Here is a 19801-nt window from a genome sequence, read left to right on the forward strand (position 1 = left end):
GCACACACCTTCAAAATGGCGCCTAGATTACGAACCAGCCTGAAAGCCTGAGTACTTAAGGGGTTTTTCAGCAGTCTGCTAGCGTCCTGCACGCTAGGCATCAGGCTTGAGTGCTGCAGTCGCTGGATTCCCGCCTTCGCGGGAATGACGAGAGCCGTGGGGCGGGGGCACGTCGGGGCCTTGGGTGTAGGGCTTCGGCGACTGATGGCCTCACTCCACTCTCATCGACAAATCCACCGCCCGGCAGTGTTTGGTTAGTGCCCCCACCGATATCCGGCTGATATTTTTAAATAAGCTTTTCTGGGCGTTGATGTGCGCAATGTCTACCCCGCCCGATAGCTCTAGCTGCGCCGTAAAGGTTTTGCCTTCTAGGTGACGGTTTACGTCCTCTAAATCCATCTCGTCTAGCATCACGATATCCGCGCCGCTGGCCAGGGCTTGATTCAGCTCGGCGAGGGTTTCTACCTCTACCTCTAGCGGTTTGTCGGCGGCGATCTCGCGGGCTTTGGTTACGGCGGCCTCGATGCTGCCGGCGGCGGCTATGTGGTTTTCTTTTATCAAGAATGCGTCGTACAAGCCGATACGGTGGTTATGACAACCGCCACAGGCGACGGCGTATTTTTGTGCGCTGCGCAGCCCGGGTAGGGTTTTGCGGGTGTCGAGGATTTTTATGGGTAGGCCCGCTACCAGCTGGGCGTATTGCTGGGCGGTACTGGCCACGCCAGAAAGCAGCTGTACAAAGTTAAGGGCGGTGCGCTCGCCGGTAAGCAGGCTGCGGGCTGGGCCTTCTAGCTCAAACAGGGTGCTGTTGGCGGCGGCTTGCTGGCCGTCGGCAATGTGCCAGGTGATAGTAACCTCTGGGTCTAGTTGACGAAACGTCTCTTCGACCCAGCTTTTACCACAAAAAGTGCAGTCCTCGCGGGTAATGATGCGGGCTTTGGTGTGTTGGCCGGCAGGGATAAGCTGCGCGGTAATGTCGCCGCTGCCGATGTCTTCCTCTAGGGCGGCGGTTACATTTTTTATGAGGTCGCGGCGCAGGTTGGGGATTTGATCGGCGTATTGGCTAAGCATGGTGAGGCCCTGAGTGGTAAAGCGGTTATTGTATGAGATTTGTGGCCGGATGTGTGAGGGGGTGAAAGAGCGCGCGCCAGTGGCGCAATTTAACCTGATGTTGTAACGCGCGACGGCCCTTATAACCAAAAACGCAGATTGTTTTTGGTGTGGTCCATAAAGTTATAGTTGGCTGCTGTTTTTAGCCTTAAATGTGATAGATGCCGCATTTAAGGCTTTTGTTATTGGGAGTTTGTGTTGTGAAGCATATACTTATAGTTGTGAACAAGTCCTTATTTTGAGTTTTCCCTTAACGGGTTATCATCATGTCCGAATCGTCTAACCACGAAAATGTTGTGTCGCTCAGGGCCGAGCGTGAGGTAAAAACAACCCAGGGACGAGACCCCCAAGCTGTGCTGGCACGAATGCCCGCCGCTATGCACCTGCTGCGTGAAAAAGCGCGCCAGACGTTGCAGGGCTTGTTACGCAATTTGTTTGATAAAATCGATGACGCTTTATTTGAGTTGGCCGATCAGGCGACTAATAATCACGAACAAAACCTCTACTTTGACTCTATGCGCCAAGTGCGCCTGCACCGCAAAGACACCGAAGCGGAATTCTTTTACCAAGTCGATGTGGGCTTTGCCCGCATTATGGATGCGCAGGCCTTCCCCGAGGCGGGTAGCGATGATGAACCGGCCAACCTCGACAATCTCTCACTGGTAGCCAACGATGAGCTAGAAGAGATGGTTGCCAGCGAGACCATGGTTAACCGCGCCAATGAGCAGTACTCCGAGCGGGTGCAGCACTTAACCTTGCGAATGGATCAGCTGGTACCGGTTAAGGTGTATCAAAAGAACAACCCCGTGGGCTGCGACGCGGTTTGTGCGTCGTTTGTGGCGGCCTCTGGCAGTATTGATATCGACGTTAAGGCGCGCTTGGTACTGCTCAAATTGTTTGACCGGCTGGTTATGTGTCAGTTGGGCACCCTTTATGATCAGCTTAATCAGCACTTAATTGAAGCGAATATTTTGCCATCGCTGCGCGGTGGTGTGGCGGCGCGTAAGGAAAAGCCCAGTCCAGCAAAACGGGCTGAGCGGCCGCAACAGAGCGGTGCCCCTGAGCGTGACCAAGCGCAAGACGAAAACGCCGAAGAGCTGCTGGGCACCTTGCGCGAGCTGTTAAAAGCGCAGGGCGGATCGGCCGCTCAGCCACAGGCGGCGCCTGCCGGGCCTAGCCTGTCATCGCAAGACTTGCTGAGTATTTTAACCTTGGCGCAGCAGCGCTCGGCGCCCCAGGCGAGTGCCTCGCATAGCTTGAGTGCGGATGACATTAAAACTCAGGTGAGCCACCTGTTGGCGCGCGGCGGCGCTGGCGAGCGGCAGATTAACGATATTGACGAGGATGTGATTAACCTCGTGAGTATGATGTTTGAGTTTATTTTGGAAGATCGCAGTTTGGCCGCCCCCATGAAGGCGCAGCTTGCCCGTTTGCAGATTCCCATGATTAAAGTGGCGGTAGCCGACAAGTCGTTTTTTGGTAAAGGTGGGCACCCGGCGCGGCGCCTGCTGAACGAGATGGCAACCGCCGCTTTGGGGTGGCATGACTCGGGTGAAGAAAACCGCGGTAAAGATATGCTTTACCGCCAAATCGATCAAACGGTAGCCAAAGTGTTGAGCGACTTTAGCAAAGACGTGGGTATTTTTGATACTTTGCTACTGGAGTTTCGCGCGTTTCAAGAGAAAGAAAAGCGCCGCTCAAAGATCCTGGAGCAGCGCACCATTGATGCCGAAGACGGCAAGGCAAAATCTCAGCGCGCCCGCGCCGATGTCGATGCCGCGCTGGAAGAGATTACCGCCGGCGTTGCATTGCCGAGTGCGGCCGCCGAGCTTTTGGCCAGCGCCTGGTCGAATGTACTGTTTATTACCTGCTTAAAGCAGGGCCCCGAGAGCGAGACTTTTGGCAAGCAATTGCAAACCGCCCGCGAGCTGGTGTGGAGCGCAACGGCGCGTATGACAGGCGATAATCGCCAACGGCTGCTTAAACTGGTGCCACGTTTGCTGGCAGAGCTGCGCGGTGGGCTAGAGGATATCGCTTTTAACCCCTATCAAATGGGGCAGTTGTTTAAGTCACTTGAAAAGCTACACCTGGAAATCTTGCGCAGCAAACCTAAGGCCACTGCGCCAGTGGTCGAGCCGCCAGCGGCTCAGCCGGAGCCTCAACCGAAAGCGTCCGAGCCTCCGCAGTCGAGCTTAGAGCCTCAGGTGACTGATCAAGACGAGAAAGATGATGCGCCCGCTGCCCCAGTGGCTGCGGACGAATCGCCGGCACCGGAATTTTCTGCCGTAAAATCTGATGCGGTAGAGATGGTGCAGGCACTGGAGACGTTGGAGCCTTCTCAAGGCCTGGCTAGAAAACCTGAGGCCGCAAGCCCGGTGGAAGCCGGCGCCGAAGTGGCAGAGCCGGCAGTGAGCGATGTGCCCAGCACGGGTGATATTGATACCCAGCATCTGGCGCTGGTGTCTAACCTTACCCAGGGCAGCTGGTTTGAGATGGTCTCGGCCTCTGGTGAGGCCTACCGTTGTCGCTTGGCGGCGATTATCAAGCCCACCGGTAAATACATTTTTGTCAATCGCACCGGGATGAAAGTGGCCGAGGAAGATCGCCCAAGCTTAGCTAGAGCCCTACAAGAAGGGCGCATCCGGGTGCTGGATGACGGCATGCTGTTTGATCGGGCGCTAGAGTCGGTAATTGGCAGCTTGCGTCAACCGCGAGGCAATAGCGGTCGCTAACTAGCTGGCACGTGCGATTAGCAACACCGATGAGAACGGCAGGCTTAGGTCTGCCGTTGTCGTATCTGGCTGGCGCATTGATTATACTGGGGCAACTTAAGGGCCATCAGAGTCGTACCGTTGTTAAACACTCCACAGCACATTAAGATCAGTGAGTCCGGCTGGATTAACCCAGCGCGGCACGTTTGCTCGCCCAATTTTGGGGCCCGGCCCGCGGGCGCTGAAGTTAGCCTGCTTGTGGTTCATAATATCAGCCTGCCTCCCGGTGAGTTTGGCAACGGCTATATTGAGCAGTTTTTTACCAACCAGCTCGACCCCGACCTTCACCCCTACTTTGCGACCATCGCCGCCGTACGGGTTTCTTCGCATGTGCTGATTACCCGTGCTGGCGAGTTGGTGCAGTTTGTCTCGCTGTTTGATCGCGCCTGGCACGCGGGCCGCTCGTGTTTTGCCGGCGTTGCCGAGTGCAACGACTACAGTATAGGGGTAGAGCTGGAAGGCACGGATACGGATGCCTACACCGAGGCGCAATATGCGGCCCTGGGGCGTTTAACCGATGCGTTGCTGGCCTACTTTCCAAAAATGACGCCAGAGCGAATTACCGGCCATTGCGATATCGCGCCCGGGCGCAAAACAGACCCGGGCGAGGCGTTTGATTGGGCTAAATACTATTCACACATAACATTGCGTTAAGGCGGAGCGGCCGTGACATTTATAAGTTTAGTGATCGTGTTGTTGCTGGTGCAGTGGTGGGGCTCGGGTAAACCGCTGCATCGCGACCAATGGTTTTTTAATGGCTGGCAGAGGTTGCCGCACGCTAATCCGCGCGTGGCGCGTGGCCCTTGGTTGTGTGTGCTTGCGGTAGCCGTGCCGGTTGTGCTGCTGGCGGCGCTGGTTATTTATATTGCGCTGTGCGCCTCCGAGCTTTGGTTGTTGTTAATCAACATACCGGTGCTGCTGTATAGCTTGGGGCGTGGGGATTATGCCGGCGCGCTGCAGTCCTACACCGAGGCGGCCCACGCGGGTGACTCGGTTAAAGCGTCGAGCGTGCTCGACACGATGAATCTGGACCCGGATTTACGCGGCAGCCGCAATAGTGGTGACTGGACCGCGCTTAACCGCGAGGCGCTGCGGGTATTTACCTATCGCGGCTTCGAGCGGATGTTTGCGGTTATTTTTTGGTTTTTGCTGGCCGGTGCCCCCGGAGCATTGGCGTACCGGTTAACGGTGCTGCTGTGGGGGCATTTGCTGGATGTAAACGACTCCCGAGCTGGGCAAGTGGGGCGCTTTTTGACGATTATCGAGTGGCCTGCGGCGCGCTTGCTGGGGTTAAGCTGGGCACTGGTGGGGCACTTTGAGTGCTGCATGGTGCGCTGGCGGCACTTGTGGTTGTCGTTGCGTACGCTAACGCCGGTATTTTTGGTTTCGGTATTGGTAGGGGCGATGGGAGAGGAAAGCGATTGGTCTAAAAGTGGCGATGCTCGTCGGTTTCAGCCCGCGGCGCGAATCGAGCCTAGCTATTCATTACATTTGGTTGAGTCGGCGGCAAGTATGTTTTCGCGTGCTCTTTTGCTGTGGGTGTTTGCCGCAGCGGTCGTCACTTTAATGGTTTAACTGGAGATAATATGCCTTCGTTTGATGTGGTTTCTGAGGTAGAAAAACACGATTTAACCAATGCGGTTGATCAGGTAAAGCGGGTTATTGTAACGCGCTACGACTTTAAGGGCGTGGACGCCGATTTTGAGCTAAAAGACTATGTGGTTACCATGACGGCCGAAGCTGAGTTTCAGCTACAGCAAATGCTCGATATGCTACAAAGCGCGCTGCTTAAAAATAAAATCGATATCGCCTGTTTAGAGGTAAAGCCTGCGCGAGCTAGCGGCAAAAAAACGATACAGGATGTGGTGGTGCGTACCGGTGTCGAGACGGAATTGGCGAAAAAAATCGTTAAAATGATTAAAGAGCAAAAGCTTAAAGTTCAGGCGCAAATTCAGGGCGATCAACTGCGGGTGACTGGTAAAAAGCGCGACGACTTACAGGCGGTAATGGCGTTTTTGAAAAGCTCGGATATTGAGTTGCCGCTGCAGTTTACTAACTTTCGCGATTGATATTGGTGGGGGTGGGTGATGTGAAGCTCCTTTGCTCCATCGCCGTCGTCGTTCCCATGAAAATGGGAACCCAGTGTCTTTGGTTTATTTCACGCTGTAGACCCCCGAGCCGCTGGGTCGGCTTCGCTATCCCTGGCTCTTGCCGACATTAGTACTTCCCTGTACGTCATTCCGGGTCTCCGCTTCGCTGCGCCCGGGATGACGCTGTAGTTGGGGTGGTGGTGGGCTTCACGCTGCCCCTTTCCTCAATCGTCGTTCCCATGAAAATGGGAACCCAGTGACTTTGGGGCTAATTGATCACCCGTCGGTAGTCCACTTACTCATTATCAGGCAGGAATATTCTATTGAGTTCAGAGCGGCTTTATTGGGCGAGGTTTTGGTGCCTGAGCGACTCGACCCAGTATACAGTGGCGCCGGCAACGGCGATGGGCATGGCAAATATATTAACAATGGGGATCATGCTGGCAAGCATTACCATGCCGCCAAACGGGTAGCTGGTGAGGGGCGTCTGGCCTAACAGGTAACGCATACGGTCGAAGGGGGTTTGGTGGTTGTCGGCAGGGTAGTCGATATATTGCACGGCCATGCACCATGCGGACCAAAGCGCCCCTACCACGAGAACCACAAGGTTTAACCCAGGTATAAACCAGCTGACCAAAACGAGTAATAAGATCAGTATCCCGCGCGTAATAAAATACCAAATTTTTACCAGCTCGCGGCCAAGGGTGCGGGGGATAAGTTGCGCCCAGGTTTCTTCGGGCGGTGTTACGCCGGTGAGTTTTTGCTCGATTTTTTCGGCCAAAATGCCGTAAAAAGGCGCGGCAATTAAATTGGTGATGACGTTAAAGCTATAGCCGTACACAAATAAAATGACACAGGCAAAAATAGCCCACAGTAACCACGCCAGAAACTCTAACCAGCCGGGCAGCCAGCCCATTAAAAAGGTTAAAAAATCACTAAACAGGTGGACGAGTGCGAAGGTGGCTAATGCAAATACCACGATGTTGGCCAAAAGCGGTACGATGATAAACCGCTTTAACCCGGGGGAGACGAGTAGCCCCGCTCCCCGGGTTAAATAGTTTACGGCATGGGTTGGGTTGCCTTTCATTTTATGACGTGCCGTTACTTGGCTCCGGCTTGCTCCAGAGCGACAATATAGTCATCGGCTAAGCGGTGGGTTTTGATGGTTTGTAAAAAGGTTTTGCCATCAGCACCAGTGGCGTTTAGATCGTAGCCGGCCTCTTTGTAAAAGGTTAAGAAGGTGGCGAAGTTTTCTTCGCGCATACCCCGGTAGGCTTTTTCCAGTAAATGAAAGTCGCGGCTGACGCCCTCGGGCGCGGGGTATTGTAAAAAGCTTTTGATGCGTTTATCGTCAAAAACTTCGCCCAGTACTTTTTGCTTGTCTTTTTTCAGTGTCATTGCTCGTTCAACTTTTTCAGTAAGATTTCATTAACCGCTTGTGGGTTGGCCTGGCCTTTACTGGCCTTCATGATCTGGCCGACAAAAAAGCCGAGCATTTTGGGGCGCTTGGCCTCGTCGGCGTTAACGTAGTTTTGTACCTGCGCCTGATTGTTGGCAATAACGTCATCCACCATCTTCTCGAGTGCGCCGGTATCGCTGACCTGTTTCAGGCCGCGGGCTTCGATAATAGTGTCGGCGTCGCCTTCACCACTGCACATGCCCTCAAACACTTGTTTGGCAATTTTGCCCGAGATGGTGCCATCTTTAATGCGGCTGATAAGGCCGGCCAGATGCCCGGCGCTAAAGGGGCAGTCTTTTAACGCGGTATCGGTTTTGTTTAAGTAACCGGCCAGGTCGACCATGACCCAGTTGGCCGCAAGCTTAGGCTCGCCCGATTCTTTGGCCACGGTTTCAAAAAAGTCGGCGGTGGCGCGGTCGGTGGTTAATACGCTGGCATCGTAGGCCGACAGCTCGTATTCGCTGACAAACCGGTCGCGCTTGGCGTCGGGCAGCTCGGGTAGGGTGCTTTTAATGGCCGCGATGTAATCGTCGTCCAACATAACCGGCAGTAAGTCGGGGCAGGGAAAGTAGCGGTAGTCGTTGGCCACCTCTTTGCTGCGCATCGAGCGGGTCTCGTTTTTATCGGCATCGTACAGGCGGGTTTCCTGAGCGATACTGCCGCCATCTTCGATGATCTCGATTTGCCGTTCGGCCTCGACGTTAATGGCTTTTTCGACAAACTTAAACGAGTTGATGTTTTTAATCTCGCAGCGGTTGCCGAGCTTTTCTTCACCTTTTAAGCGCACGGATACGTTGGCGTCGCAGCGCATCGAGCCCTGGGACATTTCGCCATCGGATATGCCGAGGTAGGTAATGATCGAGTGGATCTTCTTCAGGTAGGCCACGGCCTCTTCGGCCGAGCGCATGTCTGGCTCCGAGACGATTTCAATCAGCGGCGTGCCGGCGCGGTTGAGGTCGATACCGCTCATGCCCTGATAATCTTCGTGCAGCGACTTGCCTGCGTCTTCTTCGAGGTGGGCGTGGTGTAAGCGTACCGAACGGGTCTCGCCGTTGGCCAGCTCGATGTCGATGACACCGGGGCCGACGATGGGCTCTTCCAGTTGGGTGGTTTGGTAGCCTTTGGGTAAGTCGGGGTAAAAGTAATTTTTGCGCTCAAAGACCGAGCGTTTGCCGATCTCGGAGTTCATGGCCAGGCCAAACATAACGGCGTAACGAAAGGCCTCTTCGTTGGCTACCGGTAAGGTGCCGGGCATGGCCAGATCGATCGCGCAGGCTTGGGTGTTAGCATCGGCGCCAAAAGCGGTGCTGGCGCCGGAGAATATTTTTGACTGAGTGGCGAGCTGGACGTGAATCTCAAGCCCGATAACAATTTCCCATTCCATCGTGTCGTCCTCTTAGGCGGTTGCCGGTGCCAGCTGCTGGTGAAAATCGGTCGCGAGCTGAAATTGGTGCGCGACATTCAGGAGTTTGCCCTCGGCAAAATAATTGCCGATTAGCTGTAGCCCAACAGGTTTGTTATCGACCATCCCGCAGGGGATCGATAGCCCGGGCAGGCCCGCCAGGTTGGTGGCGATGGTGTAGATGTCTTCGAGGTACATGGCGACCGGATCCTGGGTTTTGGCGCCAAACTCAAACGCCGGTGACGGCGATGTGGGGCCCAGGATGACGTCGACGTCTTTAAAGGCGTCGACAAAGTCTTGTTTGATCAGACGGCGCACTTGCTGCGCTTTGTTGTAGTAAGCGTCGTAGTAGCCGGCCGACAGCGCGTAGGTGCCCACCAAGATGCGGCGTTTTACTTCGTCGCCAAAGCCTTCGCTGCGCGAGCGTTTGTATAAATCAGCCAGATCTTTCGGCGCGTCACAGCGGTGGCCGTAACGCACGCCGTCAAAGCGTGACAGGTTGGCCGAGCACTCGGCCGGCGCAATCACGTAGTAAGCCGGTACTGCGAGGTCGGTGTGCGGCAGGCTGATTGAGCGCGTTTTAGCGCCCAGTGATTCGTAGGTTTTAATGGCGGCTTGCACGGCCTTGGCGGTATCCGGGTGCAGACCCTCGCCAAAGTATTCCTCGGGGATGCCGATGGTCAGCCCCGCGAGCGAATCGCCGAGATTGGCGGTGTAGTCTTCCAGCGGTTGATCGACACAGGTGGAGTCTTTGGCGTCGAAGCTGGCCATGGTGTTTAGCATTAAGGCGGCGTCTTCGGCGGTGCGGGTGAGGGTGCCGGCCTGATCGAGGCTTGAGGCAAAGGCAATCATGCCCCAGCGCGATACCCGGCCGTAGGTGGGCTTTATGCCGGTAAGGCCGCACAAGGCTGCAGGCTGGCGAATCGAGCCGCCGGTGTCACTGGCGGTGGCGGCAGGCGCCAGCAGCGCGGCTACGGCTGCCGCAGAGCCACCAGAGGAGCCTCCCGGCACACAGTTGGTGTTCCAGGGGTTTTTAACCGGGCCATAGTAGCTGGTCTCGTTGGAAGAGCCCATAGCGAACTCGTCCATGTTGGTTTTGCCCAGCATCACTGCGCCGGCGCGCTGGTAGTTTTCGACGATGGTGGCATCGTACGGGGCAATAAAGTTGTCCAACATTTTAGAGGCGCAGCTGGTGCGCACGCCCTGGGTGCAAAAAATGTCTTTGTGGGCGATGGGGATGCCACACAGCGGCGATGTATCGCCATTGGCCAAGCGCTCGTCGGCCGCTTTAGCTTGGGCCAGCGCGATCTCGGGCGTTACCGTGATAAAGCTGTTGTAGCGCGAGTCGAGCTCGGCAATACGATCCAGATAGTGCTGGGTGAGCTCGACACTGGTGATCTCTTTACTGCGCAGCGCTTTGCCGAGCTGGGCAATGGTTTTGGTGTGCATGGATTGTGTATCCTTTGGAATAACTTGCCGGTGGCGCGAATTCGCTCGCGCGTGGAGTTAGGGCGGTGTCGCAAAGGTGCGGTTATTCAATGACCCGGGGCACCAGGTAAAGACCGTCTTCCGTGGCCGGGGCCATAGCCTGGAGGGCCTCGCGTTGATTGGGCTCGGTCACTTCATCGCGACGCAGGCGCTGCACGGCATCCAGTGGGTGAGCCATAGGGCTAACGCCGCTGGTATCGGCCGCTTGCAGCTGATCGACCAGCGCGAGTACCTCGGAGATGCTCTGCGCCACGTTGGCGGCGGCTTCATCTGAGATGTCGATGCGCGACAATTCGGCCAGCTTTTCGATGTCGCTTTTGTTTACTGCCATGGGCGTGCTCCGTCTGGGGCGCAGACTCGTCTAAGGGCGGTCGGCGCAGGCGTACTCATCTTTAATTGGGCTAATTTTACGGGTAAATGGCCCATTGCGGCCATCATTCGCTAAAAAATAGCGAGATTCCCTCAAAAGGCGGTAAAGTTATCACATTTGTGCCTTGCCCTAAATCCCCGCCGTTGATAGAGTGCCAGCATCCCCAAGGGGTCTGTGGTTAGTGGCTCTTACCCTGGTGACCGGCGCAATGGTCAGCAGGTTACGTTAATACCCCGATAGGGCTATTAAGCACAGCATTTTTGGGACTCGTTAACTGTTTTCGGCGGGCGCCTAAGCGCTTACGCCGCCGTTTGCGTTAGTCCGTAACAACAAATAGAGCCCGGCTCGCCTGCGTTGGGGTGAGTTGAGCAAGACCAGTATCTTAAGGCCATCAACACTCATGTTTAAATATCTTCGCGGCGCGTTCTCCAATGACCTCTCTATCGATCTAGGCACAGCTAATACGCTGATTTACGTGCGCGGACGCGGCATTGTGCTCGACGAGCCCTCGGTAGTGGCGATTCGTCATCACAACGGGCAAAAAATTGTCGAGGCGGTGGGTATGGAGGCCAAGCGCATGTTGGGCCGCACCCCAGGTAACATTACCGCTATTCGTCCCCTAAAAGACGGTGTGATTGCCGACTTTCAGGTGACCGAGAAAATGCTGCAGCATTTTATTCGCAAAGTCCATGAAAACAGCTGGTTTGCCCCAAGCCCCCGGGTATTGATTAGCGTGCCGTGTCTGTCGACTGAGGTTGAGAAGCGAGCCATTCGCGAGTCGGCTTTAGGCGCCGGAGCACTGGAAGTTCGACTAATCGAAGAGCCCATGGCGGCGGCGATTGGCGCCGGCTTAAAAGTGGCCGAGGCTAACGGGTCGATGGTGGTAGACATCGGTGGCGGGACGACCGAGATTGCCGTTATCTCACTTAACGGCGTGGTTTACTCCGACTCCGTGCGCATCGGCGGCGATCGTTTTGATGAGGCCATTGTGAACTACGTGCGCCGTCACTACGGCAGCATCATTGGCGATGCTACCGCCGAGCGCATTAAGCAGGAAATCGGCTGTGCCTACGCCAGCAGTGAAGTGCGCGAGATCGATGTGCGCGGCCGCAATCTGGCCGAAGGGGTGCCCCGCAGCTTTACCCTTAACAGCGATGAGATTTTAGAGGCGCTGCAAGAGCCACTGGCTGGCATCGTGCAATCGGTTAAAAGTGCTTTAGAGCAGTCGCCTCCGGAGCTGGCCTCCGATATCGCCGAAAGCGGCGTTGTGTTAACCGGTGGTGGCGCGCTGCTACGTGATATCGATCGTTTACTGGCCAATGAAACTGGCCTGCCTTTTGTGGTGGCCGAAGATCCTTTGACTTGTGTCGCCCGTGGCGGCGGTATGGCGATGGAGATGAACGACAAACGTAACATCGATTTATTGTCTTCGTAGTTCCGCCCGGATATTGCTCGCGCGGCAACTAGGGGCCACCCTTTGATGCCGCGCCTATCGACGAGTGCGTTGCGCCAGGAGATGCCACCATTAAAACTTTGTTCACTAAAGGCCCTGCTGTCAGCTTTCGCTTTGCCTTTTTTGGCCTGATTGCTCTGGCGTTGGTGTTGATTAGCCTGTACACCGACTGGCTCGACCCGGTGCGACGTGAGCTCAGCACGTTGGCCAAGCCGTTTTATCAAATTACCGATGTACCCCGACGTATCAGTGACTGGAGCGATGAGACCTTTGTCTCTCGTGCCGCGCTGGTGCAAGAAAAAGAGCGCCTCGCCTCCGAGCTGCTAATTCACCAGCGCAAACTACAGCAAATGGCCGCCCTGGCCGCCGAGAATGTCCGTCTGCGGCAGTTGCTTAATGCCACCGAAATCCTCGAAGACGATGTTTTAGTGGCCGAATTAATCGGTGTATCACCCAACCCGCTCAGTCATACCCTAGTGCTTAATCGCGGCAGCGACGATGGCGTCTCGGTGGGGCAGCCGGTGCTGGACGCAAAAGGCTTGATGGGGCAAGTGATTGAGGTGGGGCCCGACAGTGCGCGGGTGTTGTTGCTTACTGACCCCTCCCACGCCCTGCCGGTGCAGGTTAATCGCAACGGTATACGTACCATTGCCGAAGGCACCGGCTCCCTGGATAGCCTGACACTGCGCCATGTGTCGAACACCACGGATATTCGGGTAGGAGACTTGTTGGTCAGTTCGGGCTTGGGCCAACGTTTTCCGGCGGGCTATCCGGTTGCCGTGGTCGAAAAAATCGAGCGCGACCCGGGCCAGCCTTTTGCGCAAATCAGCGCGCGTCCTATGGCTCAGATGGATCGCACACGCAACGTGTTGCTGGTGTTTGAAGCCCCTCAGGTTGATTAGCGCACTATGCTGCCCGATCGTTTCCCCGTTTACTTTTTAATCGTCTTAACCGTGTTTGTGGCTATGCTGCTGGATGTTTATCCACTGGCACTTGAGTATCGAATTTTTCGGCCACAATTCACCCTGCTGGTGGTGATCTACTGGGTTTATATTCTTCCGCAAAGCAGCAGTATGGCGCTGTTGCTGCTGCTTGGCATGTTGCTGGACGTAACGGTGGGGTCACCGCTGGGGCAGCACCCGCTGATGTTGGTGTTAGTGGGTTATTTGTGTCTGCGCAGTTACCGTCGCGTGCGTCACTTTGCCCGCTGGCAGGAGTCGCTGTGGGTGCTGCTGTTGGTTGCCTGTGCCCAGTTGCTGGCTTACTGGGTGCAGGCGCTCTTTGGGCGGCCGATGGATGGTTTTGAGTTTTTGCTGCCGGCGGTGGCCAGCGCTTGCTGTTGGCCCCTGTTGGCAATGGTGTTTGACCGGCTGCGGCGTTACTACCGCATTGCCCGTCAAGTGTAGCTGGAGCGGGTTTCGCCATGAGCCACACTTCTTGCCAATTGTTTCTCGCGTCCGGCTCGCCAAGGCGCGCCGAGTTGCTGCGCCAAATTGGCGTAAACTTTACCCGAGTACGCATCGATGTGCCGGAGGCGCTCGCGCCGGAGGAATCCCCCGAACAGTATGTTACCCGGCTGGCCCGCACCAAAGCCGAGGCGGGGTGGCGCGCACTGGAGTGTGCCGGCGCCAACCAGGTGGTGCTTGGGGCCGATACCCTTGGGGTGCTCGATGGCCAGTTGCTGGAAAAGCCCCAGGGGCAAGCGCACGCCGCGCAATTGCTGCGGGCGATGTCCGGGCGCAGCCACACGGTGATGACGGCGGTTGCCTTAACCAATGGCGCCTCCACGGATGTTGCCCTGGTGCGCACCCAGGTGCTGTTTCGCGAGCTCAGCGATAGCGAAATCGCCCAATACTGGCATACCGGAGAGCCCGTCGACAAAGCGGGAGGTTACGGTATTCAGGGGTTGGGGGCCGTGTTTGTGCGTGAAATTCGCGGCAGTTATTCCAACGTTGTGGGGTTGCCACTAGAGACGACAGCACCCCTGTTGAGCAAGTACAATGTTCCTTTTTGGCTTGGCCGGGAGTGAGTACACCACGCTTTTTGCGAGTGAGTACTGTCGGATGACACGGGTGGGAAGCGCACAGTGAGTGAAGAAATTCTGATCAATGTATCTCCGGTGGAAACGCGGGTGGCGCTGGTTGATAACGGCGTATTGCAAGAGCTGCATGTCGAGCGCAGCCACGGCCGCGGGTTTGTGGGCAATATCTACAAGGGTAAAGTGGTCAGGGTGTTGCCAGGAATGCAGGCGGCGTTTGTCGATATAGGCCTGGAGCGCACCGGTTTTATTCACGCTCAGGAGCTGGTGCCCGAGCACGCCGAAGGTGAGCCGCGCCCGTCCGAGTTGCCCGATATCCGCACCTTAGTGCGCGAGGGGCAGACACTGCTGGTGCAGGTTAGTAAAGACCCCATCAGCACCAAAGGCGCCCGCCTTACCACCCACATCACCTTGTCTTCACGCTACCTTGTTTATATGCCCAACAGCCCGCACATCGGTGTGTCGATACGCATCGACGACGATGCCGAGCGCAAGCGCTTGCGCGACGCGGTTGAGGCCAGTGTGCGGGAGCAGAGTATCAGCGGCGGATTTATCGTGCGCACCGTGGCCGAGGGCATCCCTGCCGATGCGATTGTCGGGGACATCCCTTTTTTGCAAAAACTCTGGCAGGATTTAACCGAGCGCTTGGCGGCTATCACTGCGCCGGCGGTGATTTATGAAGACATGCCGTTGACCTTGCGCTCGCTGCGGGATTTAGCGCGCTTACCCATTGAAAAAATTCGGGTGGACTCGCGGCAAAGCTGGTCGCAAATGCGAGAGTTTGCCAATGAGTACTGTCCGCAACTGATTAACATCATTGAGTGCTATCAGGGTGAGCGGCCTCTGCTGGATTTGTATGGTGTCGAGGATGAAATTGCCCGGGCACTGGACCCGCGGGTGCCGTTAAAATCCAATGGTTATCTGATTATCGAGCAAACCGAGGCGATGACTACGGTGGATGTTAACACCGGTGCCTTTGTCGGACGGCGCAACCTTGAAGAGACAATTTTTAAAACCAATATGGAGGCGGCCGGCGCCATCGCCCGCCAGCTTCGGGTGCGCAATATTGGTGGCATCATCGTGTTGGATTTTATCGATATGCAAGATCCCGAGCATCAGCGGCAAGTGTTGCGCACATTGGAGAAAGCGCTCGATCGCGACCACGCCAAAACTAAAATTACCGGTGTGTCGGAGTTAGGCCTGGTTGAAATGACCCGCAAGCGGACCCGTGAGTCACTGGGCCAGTTACTGTGCGAGAGTTGCTCGGTGTGCCGGGGGCGCGGCAAGGTGAAGTCAGCCGAGACGGTGTGCTACGAGGTGTTTCGCGAAATTTTGCGCGAGGCGCGGGCCTACGATAACGAAAAGTTTTTGGTCTTAGCCGCCTCGGTTGTGGTCGATCGCCTGCTCGACGAAGATGCCGCTTATGTGGCCGATCTTGAAGCCTTTATTGGCCGCACCATCGAGTTTCAGGTGGAGCCTTTGTTTACTCAGGAGCAGTACGACATTGTCTTGGTGTAAACGCGATATGCGCAATTGGCTGTCTGTTTGGGTGCGGGACGAGGTTTAACTTGATGCTTCGGGCTCTGGGCTACTTACTGCGTAAACTTTGCCTGACGTTGGCGGTGTTGGTGATCGCCCTCGCCGTGCTGATTCAGGCTGGCCGCAGTTTTTCGTATCTAGTGACCGACTACCGGCAAGAGTTAGAAACGCTTTTGTCCGAGCAAACCGGAGGGCGGGTAAAACTGGCCCAGGTAAACGCAGACTGGAGCGGGTTGCAGCCGGTGCTGGAGGTTAAGGGCCTGGAGGTAGACGCGGCCACTGGCGAGCGTTTATTGGCGATGGATCGGGCGCGCTTGCGCCTGGATATTGTCGGCTCGGTGCTCGCGTGGCGCCCGGTGTGGGGTAATGTTGAGTTGGCCGGTGGGGCTATGGCGCTGCGTCAAGATGAACAGGGCCACTGGCGCTTACAGGGTATTAGCAACGATGGTGCGCGCCCGGCGGGTAATTTGCACGATAAAATACTCGATATCTTATTGGCCTCTCGGCGCATCGCGTTTAAAGAAACCCATCTCGATTTTTATTTTACCAATGGCGAGCAAGTTCGCCTTGAATCCCCGTCACTGCTGTTGGAAAACAGTGGCGATTTTCATCGTCTGTTATTGCAGTTAGATGTTGCCGAGCGAGCCGGCGCCCTGTTTTTTTTAATGGAGGGGCACGGTGACCCCAGAGATAAACGCTTTAGCGCCGATGCCTACCTGCAGCTGCGAAATTTTCCGGCCAATAAAATTATTGCGGCTGTACTTAAAAAAGCGGGGCTTGCGGATGAGCCGTTAGCCTCCGAGGGCAATCTCAGTGCGAGTTTGTGGTTTGGCCGCAAAGCCGAGAACGCCAGTGTCAGTGTGGTGGGCGACCTTGATTTGGCCGGGGTAAAAGTGGCGCTGCCCGAAACGGACGCCTCCTTGACTCGTGTTCGGGCCGACGTCAGTGGTCAGTTTGCCAGCCTCGATCGCTGGCACCTAGCGCTGCAGCAATCGCTGTGGGTACTCGATGAAGATACTCACATGGAGTTCGATTTTGTGGCGGGCCGAGCCGGGCCCAAAGCGCCGATGAGTGCTCAGACCTCGGCATTAGATTTGGCCAAGCTAACGCGTATTTTGCAGCAGGGGCGTTTGTTGACGCCGTACCCGGCCCTGACAAAACTGGTAAATAGTCTCGATGCCAGCGGTAACGTAAAGTCTTTAGAGTTAACGGCTATGCCTGGCTCCTGGGCGGATTGGCGGCTGGCGGCAGTGCTCGATGATGTGAGTGTCGGCAGTTGGAATCAGGTACCTGCCTTTGAGCATGTCTCCGGTTTTGTCACAGCCGGTGTTGACGGTGGATACGTACAGCTTGATGCGCACAGTGGTTTTAGCATGGCGTTTCCGGGTGTGTATGAGCGAGCACTCGAGTTTGATAGCGCCCGTGGCCGGGTGGCGTGGCATTTGAGGCCCGAAGATAATCGCATTTTTGTGAACAGTGGCCCGCTCGATGTTACCGATGGGGCCGAGCAGGCTCAGGGTTATTTTCATCTTGAGCTGCCCTGGCAGCGCAACAGCGGCCCCATTGATTTAACAGTGTATGTGGCTGCGCAAAACGTGGCCGCTGGGCAGTATAAAAAATATTTGCCGGCGGTTGTGCCCGAGGATCTAACTCGATACTTAACCCGTGGTATCGGCGATAACAACCCTGGTATCGCGCAGCAGGCCGCTTTTATTTATCGCGGTGCTATCAATAGCCGGGCGCCGGCTGATCACAGTATTGCGCTCAAGCTTGATATCGATAATGGCTATTTTAATTACCACCCGGATTGGCCTGCCGCGCGCAATTTGCAGGGGCGCTTATTACTGGATAACGCCGATCTTTATACCACGCTTAAGCACGGTCAGATATACAACAGCGATGTGCAAAACGCGATCATTACTCTGCACGATAACCCGGTTGACGACGGCAAAATCTTGGGCGTAACCGGGCGGCTAGAGGGCATTGCCAGTGACGGGTTACGTATTTTACGCCAGAGCGTACTGCGCGATTACGTCGGCGACAGTATGGATACCTGGTATCTGCATGGCGATTTAATCGCGGCGGTAGATCTTGCGATCCCCTTAAGTGCCGGTGCCGCGGGCAGCCACCACGATGTGCAAATCGAGATAGATGCCACAAGCTTTGCTCTGGATAACTACGGCCTGGAGCTTGCTGAGTTTAACGGGCGTATTTTTTACAACAGTGATGATGGGCTTAGCTCAGAGAGGCTACAAGGGCAGCTTTTTGGCCACGATGCCACTATCGCGCTTGGCACTGAATATGACGGGCAGCAAACGCGCACTCTGATCGATGTGGCGGCCGAGGCAAGTGTGCGACAACTGGCCGAGTGGCGTACCCAGCCGGCCTTACTGTTTGCCGAGGGGCGTGTGCCTTTTAACGTGCATGTAGCGCTTGATCACCGCCCGCGATCAGAGCCTGTTAACACGGAGCCGAACGAATTTTTGACGGATGACACGGCGCCGGAGGATGAGTTAATTGCCGCCGTCGGTGTGACCGCAGACTTAACGCACACAAGTGTCAGCTTGCCCGAGCCCTTGGGCAAAGTGGCCGGCACGCCCGGCGAACTGGTGGTGAATTATATTTTAGGTCGGCAGACTGCGCTGGCTGATGTGCACTATTTAGACGAGCTGCGGGCAACATTGCACATCGCCCCGCAAACGCAGACTCTGCTTGGTGGGGCAATTGCTTTGGGCGGTGAGCCTGAATTGTTGCCGCAGCCGGCGTTACACCTTAATGGGCAGCTCGATACGATCGACGTTGCCGCCTGGCAAGAGGTCCAGCAACGATTTAATGGGTATCGCAGGGAAATGCTGGGTGACTCTGAAGTCACCACGGAGGGCGCCATGGACGACGTTGTGGCACTAACCTCGCTGGATGTACCTTTGGCGGCTGATCTGCATATCGCCGAGCAACCTGTCGGGGCGCTTAAGCTGACGCAACTGCGCCTGCAGTTGCGTCAGCTGCCCGACGCCTGGGACTTTGTGATCACCAGCGATCGTTTAACCGGTGAATTAAACTGGCCGCTTGACCCTCAGGCCAGGGCCCGCTTGGCAATTTCGAATTTGCAACTGCCAGCAATGTCCGCCGATGACCGTGATGCGCAAGACGACGTGAGCACTGCAACTGGCATGACGTTAACCGCCGAAACATTGCAACAGCTGCGCCGGGCCGACGTATCCATTGACCGGTTGCAACTCGGGGAGGCGGACTACGGGCGCTGGCAATTTAACCTGGAGCCCTTTAGTAATACGTTACTGTTAACTGAGCTTCAGGGCGAGGTGCGTGGCCTAAGTGTTGCGGGCACCGAAGGTGTGGGTGGGACGTTACGTTGGCAGCTTGCCCCGGAGATGACCGAGTTAAAGGTAACCGTGGCGGCCGAGGATATGGCCGAGGTTATGCGCCAGTGGCAGGCACCGCAAAGCATCGAGAGTGAGTCGGCCGAGTATCAGTTGGCGCTGAGCTGGCCCGGTGGCCCTCAGGCGTTTGAGCTGGCAAAGCTTGAGGGGGATGTCGCGGTGGATATCGGCTCGGGGCGGTTTGTGCGCGACTCGGCCATTGCCGGCGAAGGTTTGCTGCGCCTGATGGGGTTGTTTAATTTCGATTCGCTGGCGCGTCGTTTACGGTTGGACTTCTCGGATTTATACAAAAGCGGTTTAACCTTTGATGAAATTACCGGGTCGGTGCGCTTCGAATCGGGCCAGATGGCCGTGGTCGAGCCGGTACTGCTGCGTTCTCCGTCGAGCCGGATGCAGCTTACCGGCACGGTTAACCTGTTGGACCAGACGTTGGATACTCGTTTAGTGGCCACCTTGCCCATGGGCGGGAACCTGACGGTGATAGCTGCGCTTGCCGCCGGTTTGCCAGCCGCCGCTGGTGTGTTTGTGATCAGCAAATTATTTGAAGAGCAGATGAACAAAGTGACCAGCTTAAGCTATCGCATTAGCGGCGATTGGGATGATCCGGTAACAGCGTTTGACCGGGTGTCCGAGGTAGAGTCACAGTAGCCGCGGCGGGGCTGCGGAGCAAGACTGGCCCGTGG

At 56.1% G+C, this 19801-nt stretch carries 16 protein-coding genes; 10 read left to right on the top strand and 6 right to left on the bottom strand.

The annotated features are described in order from the left end of the window. Positions 1-210: 210 nt before the first annotated feature. On the bottom strand, positions 211-1071 hold the full coding sequence (gene nadC / locus AAC019_RS14170; protein ID WP_339899716.1) for a carboxylating nicotinate-nucleotide diphosphorylase: 861 nt from the start codon (positions 1069-1071) through the stop codon (positions 211-213). A gap of 305 nt (positions 1072-1376) precedes the next feature. Between nadC and AAC019_RS14175 the strand changes: the two genes are divergently transcribed. From AAC019_RS14175 to AAC019_RS14190, 4 genes are all read left to right on the top strand, one after another. Then, a complete protein-coding gene (locus AAC019_RS14175) occupies positions 1377-3842 on the top strand; it encodes a DUF1631 domain-containing protein (RefSeq protein WP_339899717.1) in 2466 nt (821 codons plus the stop codon). Between the two features lie 120 nt (positions 3843-3962). Continuing rightward, positions 3963-4535 (top strand): 1,6-anhydro-N-acetylmuramyl-L-alanine amidase AmpD, encoded by a 573-nt coding sequence (gene ampD, locus AAC019_RS14180; protein WP_339899719.1) that lies wholly within the window; start codon positions 3963-3965, stop codon positions 4533-4535. Positions 4536-4547: 12 nt separating this feature from the next. Then, a complete protein-coding gene (gene ampE, locus AAC019_RS14185) occupies positions 4548-5456 on the top strand; it encodes a regulatory signaling modulator protein AmpE (RefSeq protein WP_339899720.1) in 909 nt (302 codons plus the stop codon). An 11-nt stretch (positions 5457-5467) separates the two neighbouring features. Continuing rightward, entirely contained in the window at positions 5468-5950 is a 483-nt protein-coding gene (locus AAC019_RS14190; RefSeq protein ID WP_339899721.1) for a YajQ family cyclic di-GMP-binding protein, read from the top strand. 361 nt (positions 5951-6311) lie between these two features. Here the strand turns inward: AAC019_RS14190 and cysZ are convergent, their stop codons facing one another. The 5 genes from cysZ to gatC form a co-directional block, all read right to left on the bottom strand. Next, positions 6312-7058 carry a sulfate transporter CysZ gene (gene cysZ / locus AAC019_RS14195; RefSeq protein ID WP_339899722.1) on the bottom strand — a complete coding sequence of 249 codons (747 nt, stop codon included), beginning with the start codon at positions 7056-7058 and terminating at the stop codon, positions 6312-6314. 14 nt (positions 7059-7072) lie between these two features. Then, positions 7073-7369 (bottom strand): PA4642 family protein, encoded by a 297-nt coding sequence (locus tag AAC019_RS14200; protein ID WP_339899723.1) that lies wholly within the window; start codon positions 7367-7369, stop codon positions 7073-7075. After that, on the bottom strand, positions 7366-8814 hold the full coding sequence (gene gatB, locus AAC019_RS14205; protein ID WP_339899724.1) for an Asp-tRNA(Asn)/Glu-tRNA(Gln) amidotransferase subunit GatB: 1449 nt from the start codon (positions 8812-8814) through the stop codon (positions 7366-7368). Before gatB ends, AAC019_RS14200 begins: the two co-directional genes overlap by 4 nt. Positions 8815-8826: 12 nt before the next feature. Further along, positions 8827-10281, bottom strand: a complete 1455-nt coding sequence (gatA, locus tag AAC019_RS14210) for an Asp-tRNA(Asn)/Glu-tRNA(Gln) amidotransferase subunit GatA (RefSeq protein ID WP_339899726.1) — start codon at positions 10279-10281, stop codon at positions 8827-8829. 82 nt (positions 10282-10363) lie between these two features. Then, complete coding sequence (gene gatC, locus AAC019_RS14215) at positions 10364-10651, bottom strand: Asp-tRNA(Asn)/Glu-tRNA(Gln) amidotransferase subunit GatC (protein ID WP_339899727.1); 288 nt, start codon at positions 10649-10651, stop codon at positions 10364-10366. A gap of 439 nt (positions 10652-11090) precedes the next feature. Between gatC and AAC019_RS14220 the strand changes: the two genes are divergently transcribed. From AAC019_RS14220 to AAC019_RS14245, 6 genes are all read left to right on the top strand, one after another. Continuing rightward, positions 11091-12125 (top strand): rod shape-determining protein, encoded by a 1035-nt coding sequence (locus AAC019_RS14220; protein ID WP_339899728.1) that lies wholly within the window; start codon positions 11091-11093, stop codon positions 12123-12125. A gap of 98 nt (positions 12126-12223) precedes the next feature. Next, positions 12224-13045: a rod shape-determining protein MreC gene (gene mreC, locus AAC019_RS14225; protein WP_339899729.1), complete on the top strand. Its 822-nt coding sequence runs from the start codon at positions 12224-12226 to the stop codon at positions 13043-13045. A gap of 6 nt (positions 13046-13051) precedes the next feature. Then, complete coding sequence (gene mreD, locus AAC019_RS14230; protein ID WP_339899730.1) at positions 13052-13549, top strand: rod shape-determining protein MreD; 498 nt, start codon at positions 13052-13054, stop codon at positions 13547-13549. A 17-nt stretch (positions 13550-13566) separates the two neighbouring features. Next, entirely contained in the window at positions 13567-14172 is a 606-nt protein-coding gene (locus tag AAC019_RS14235; protein WP_339899731.1) for a Maf family protein, read from the top strand. Positions 14173-14229: 57 nt separating this feature from the next. Next, positions 14230-15699: a ribonuclease G gene (gene rng / locus AAC019_RS14240; protein WP_339899733.1), complete on the top strand. Its 1470-nt coding sequence runs from the start codon at positions 14230-14232 to the stop codon at positions 15697-15699. A gap of 53 nt (positions 15700-15752) precedes the next feature. Then, entirely contained in the window at positions 15753-19766 is a 4014-nt protein-coding gene (locus AAC019_RS14245; RefSeq protein WP_339899777.1) for a YhdP family protein, read from the top strand. The last annotated feature ends 35 nt before the right edge of the window (positions 19767-19801 follow it).

It is taken from the genome of uncultured Gilvimarinus sp. (assembly GCF_963975215.1).
Taxonomy (GTDB): Bacteria; Pseudomonadota; Gammaproteobacteria; order Pseudomonadales; family Cellvibrionaceae; genus Gilvimarinus.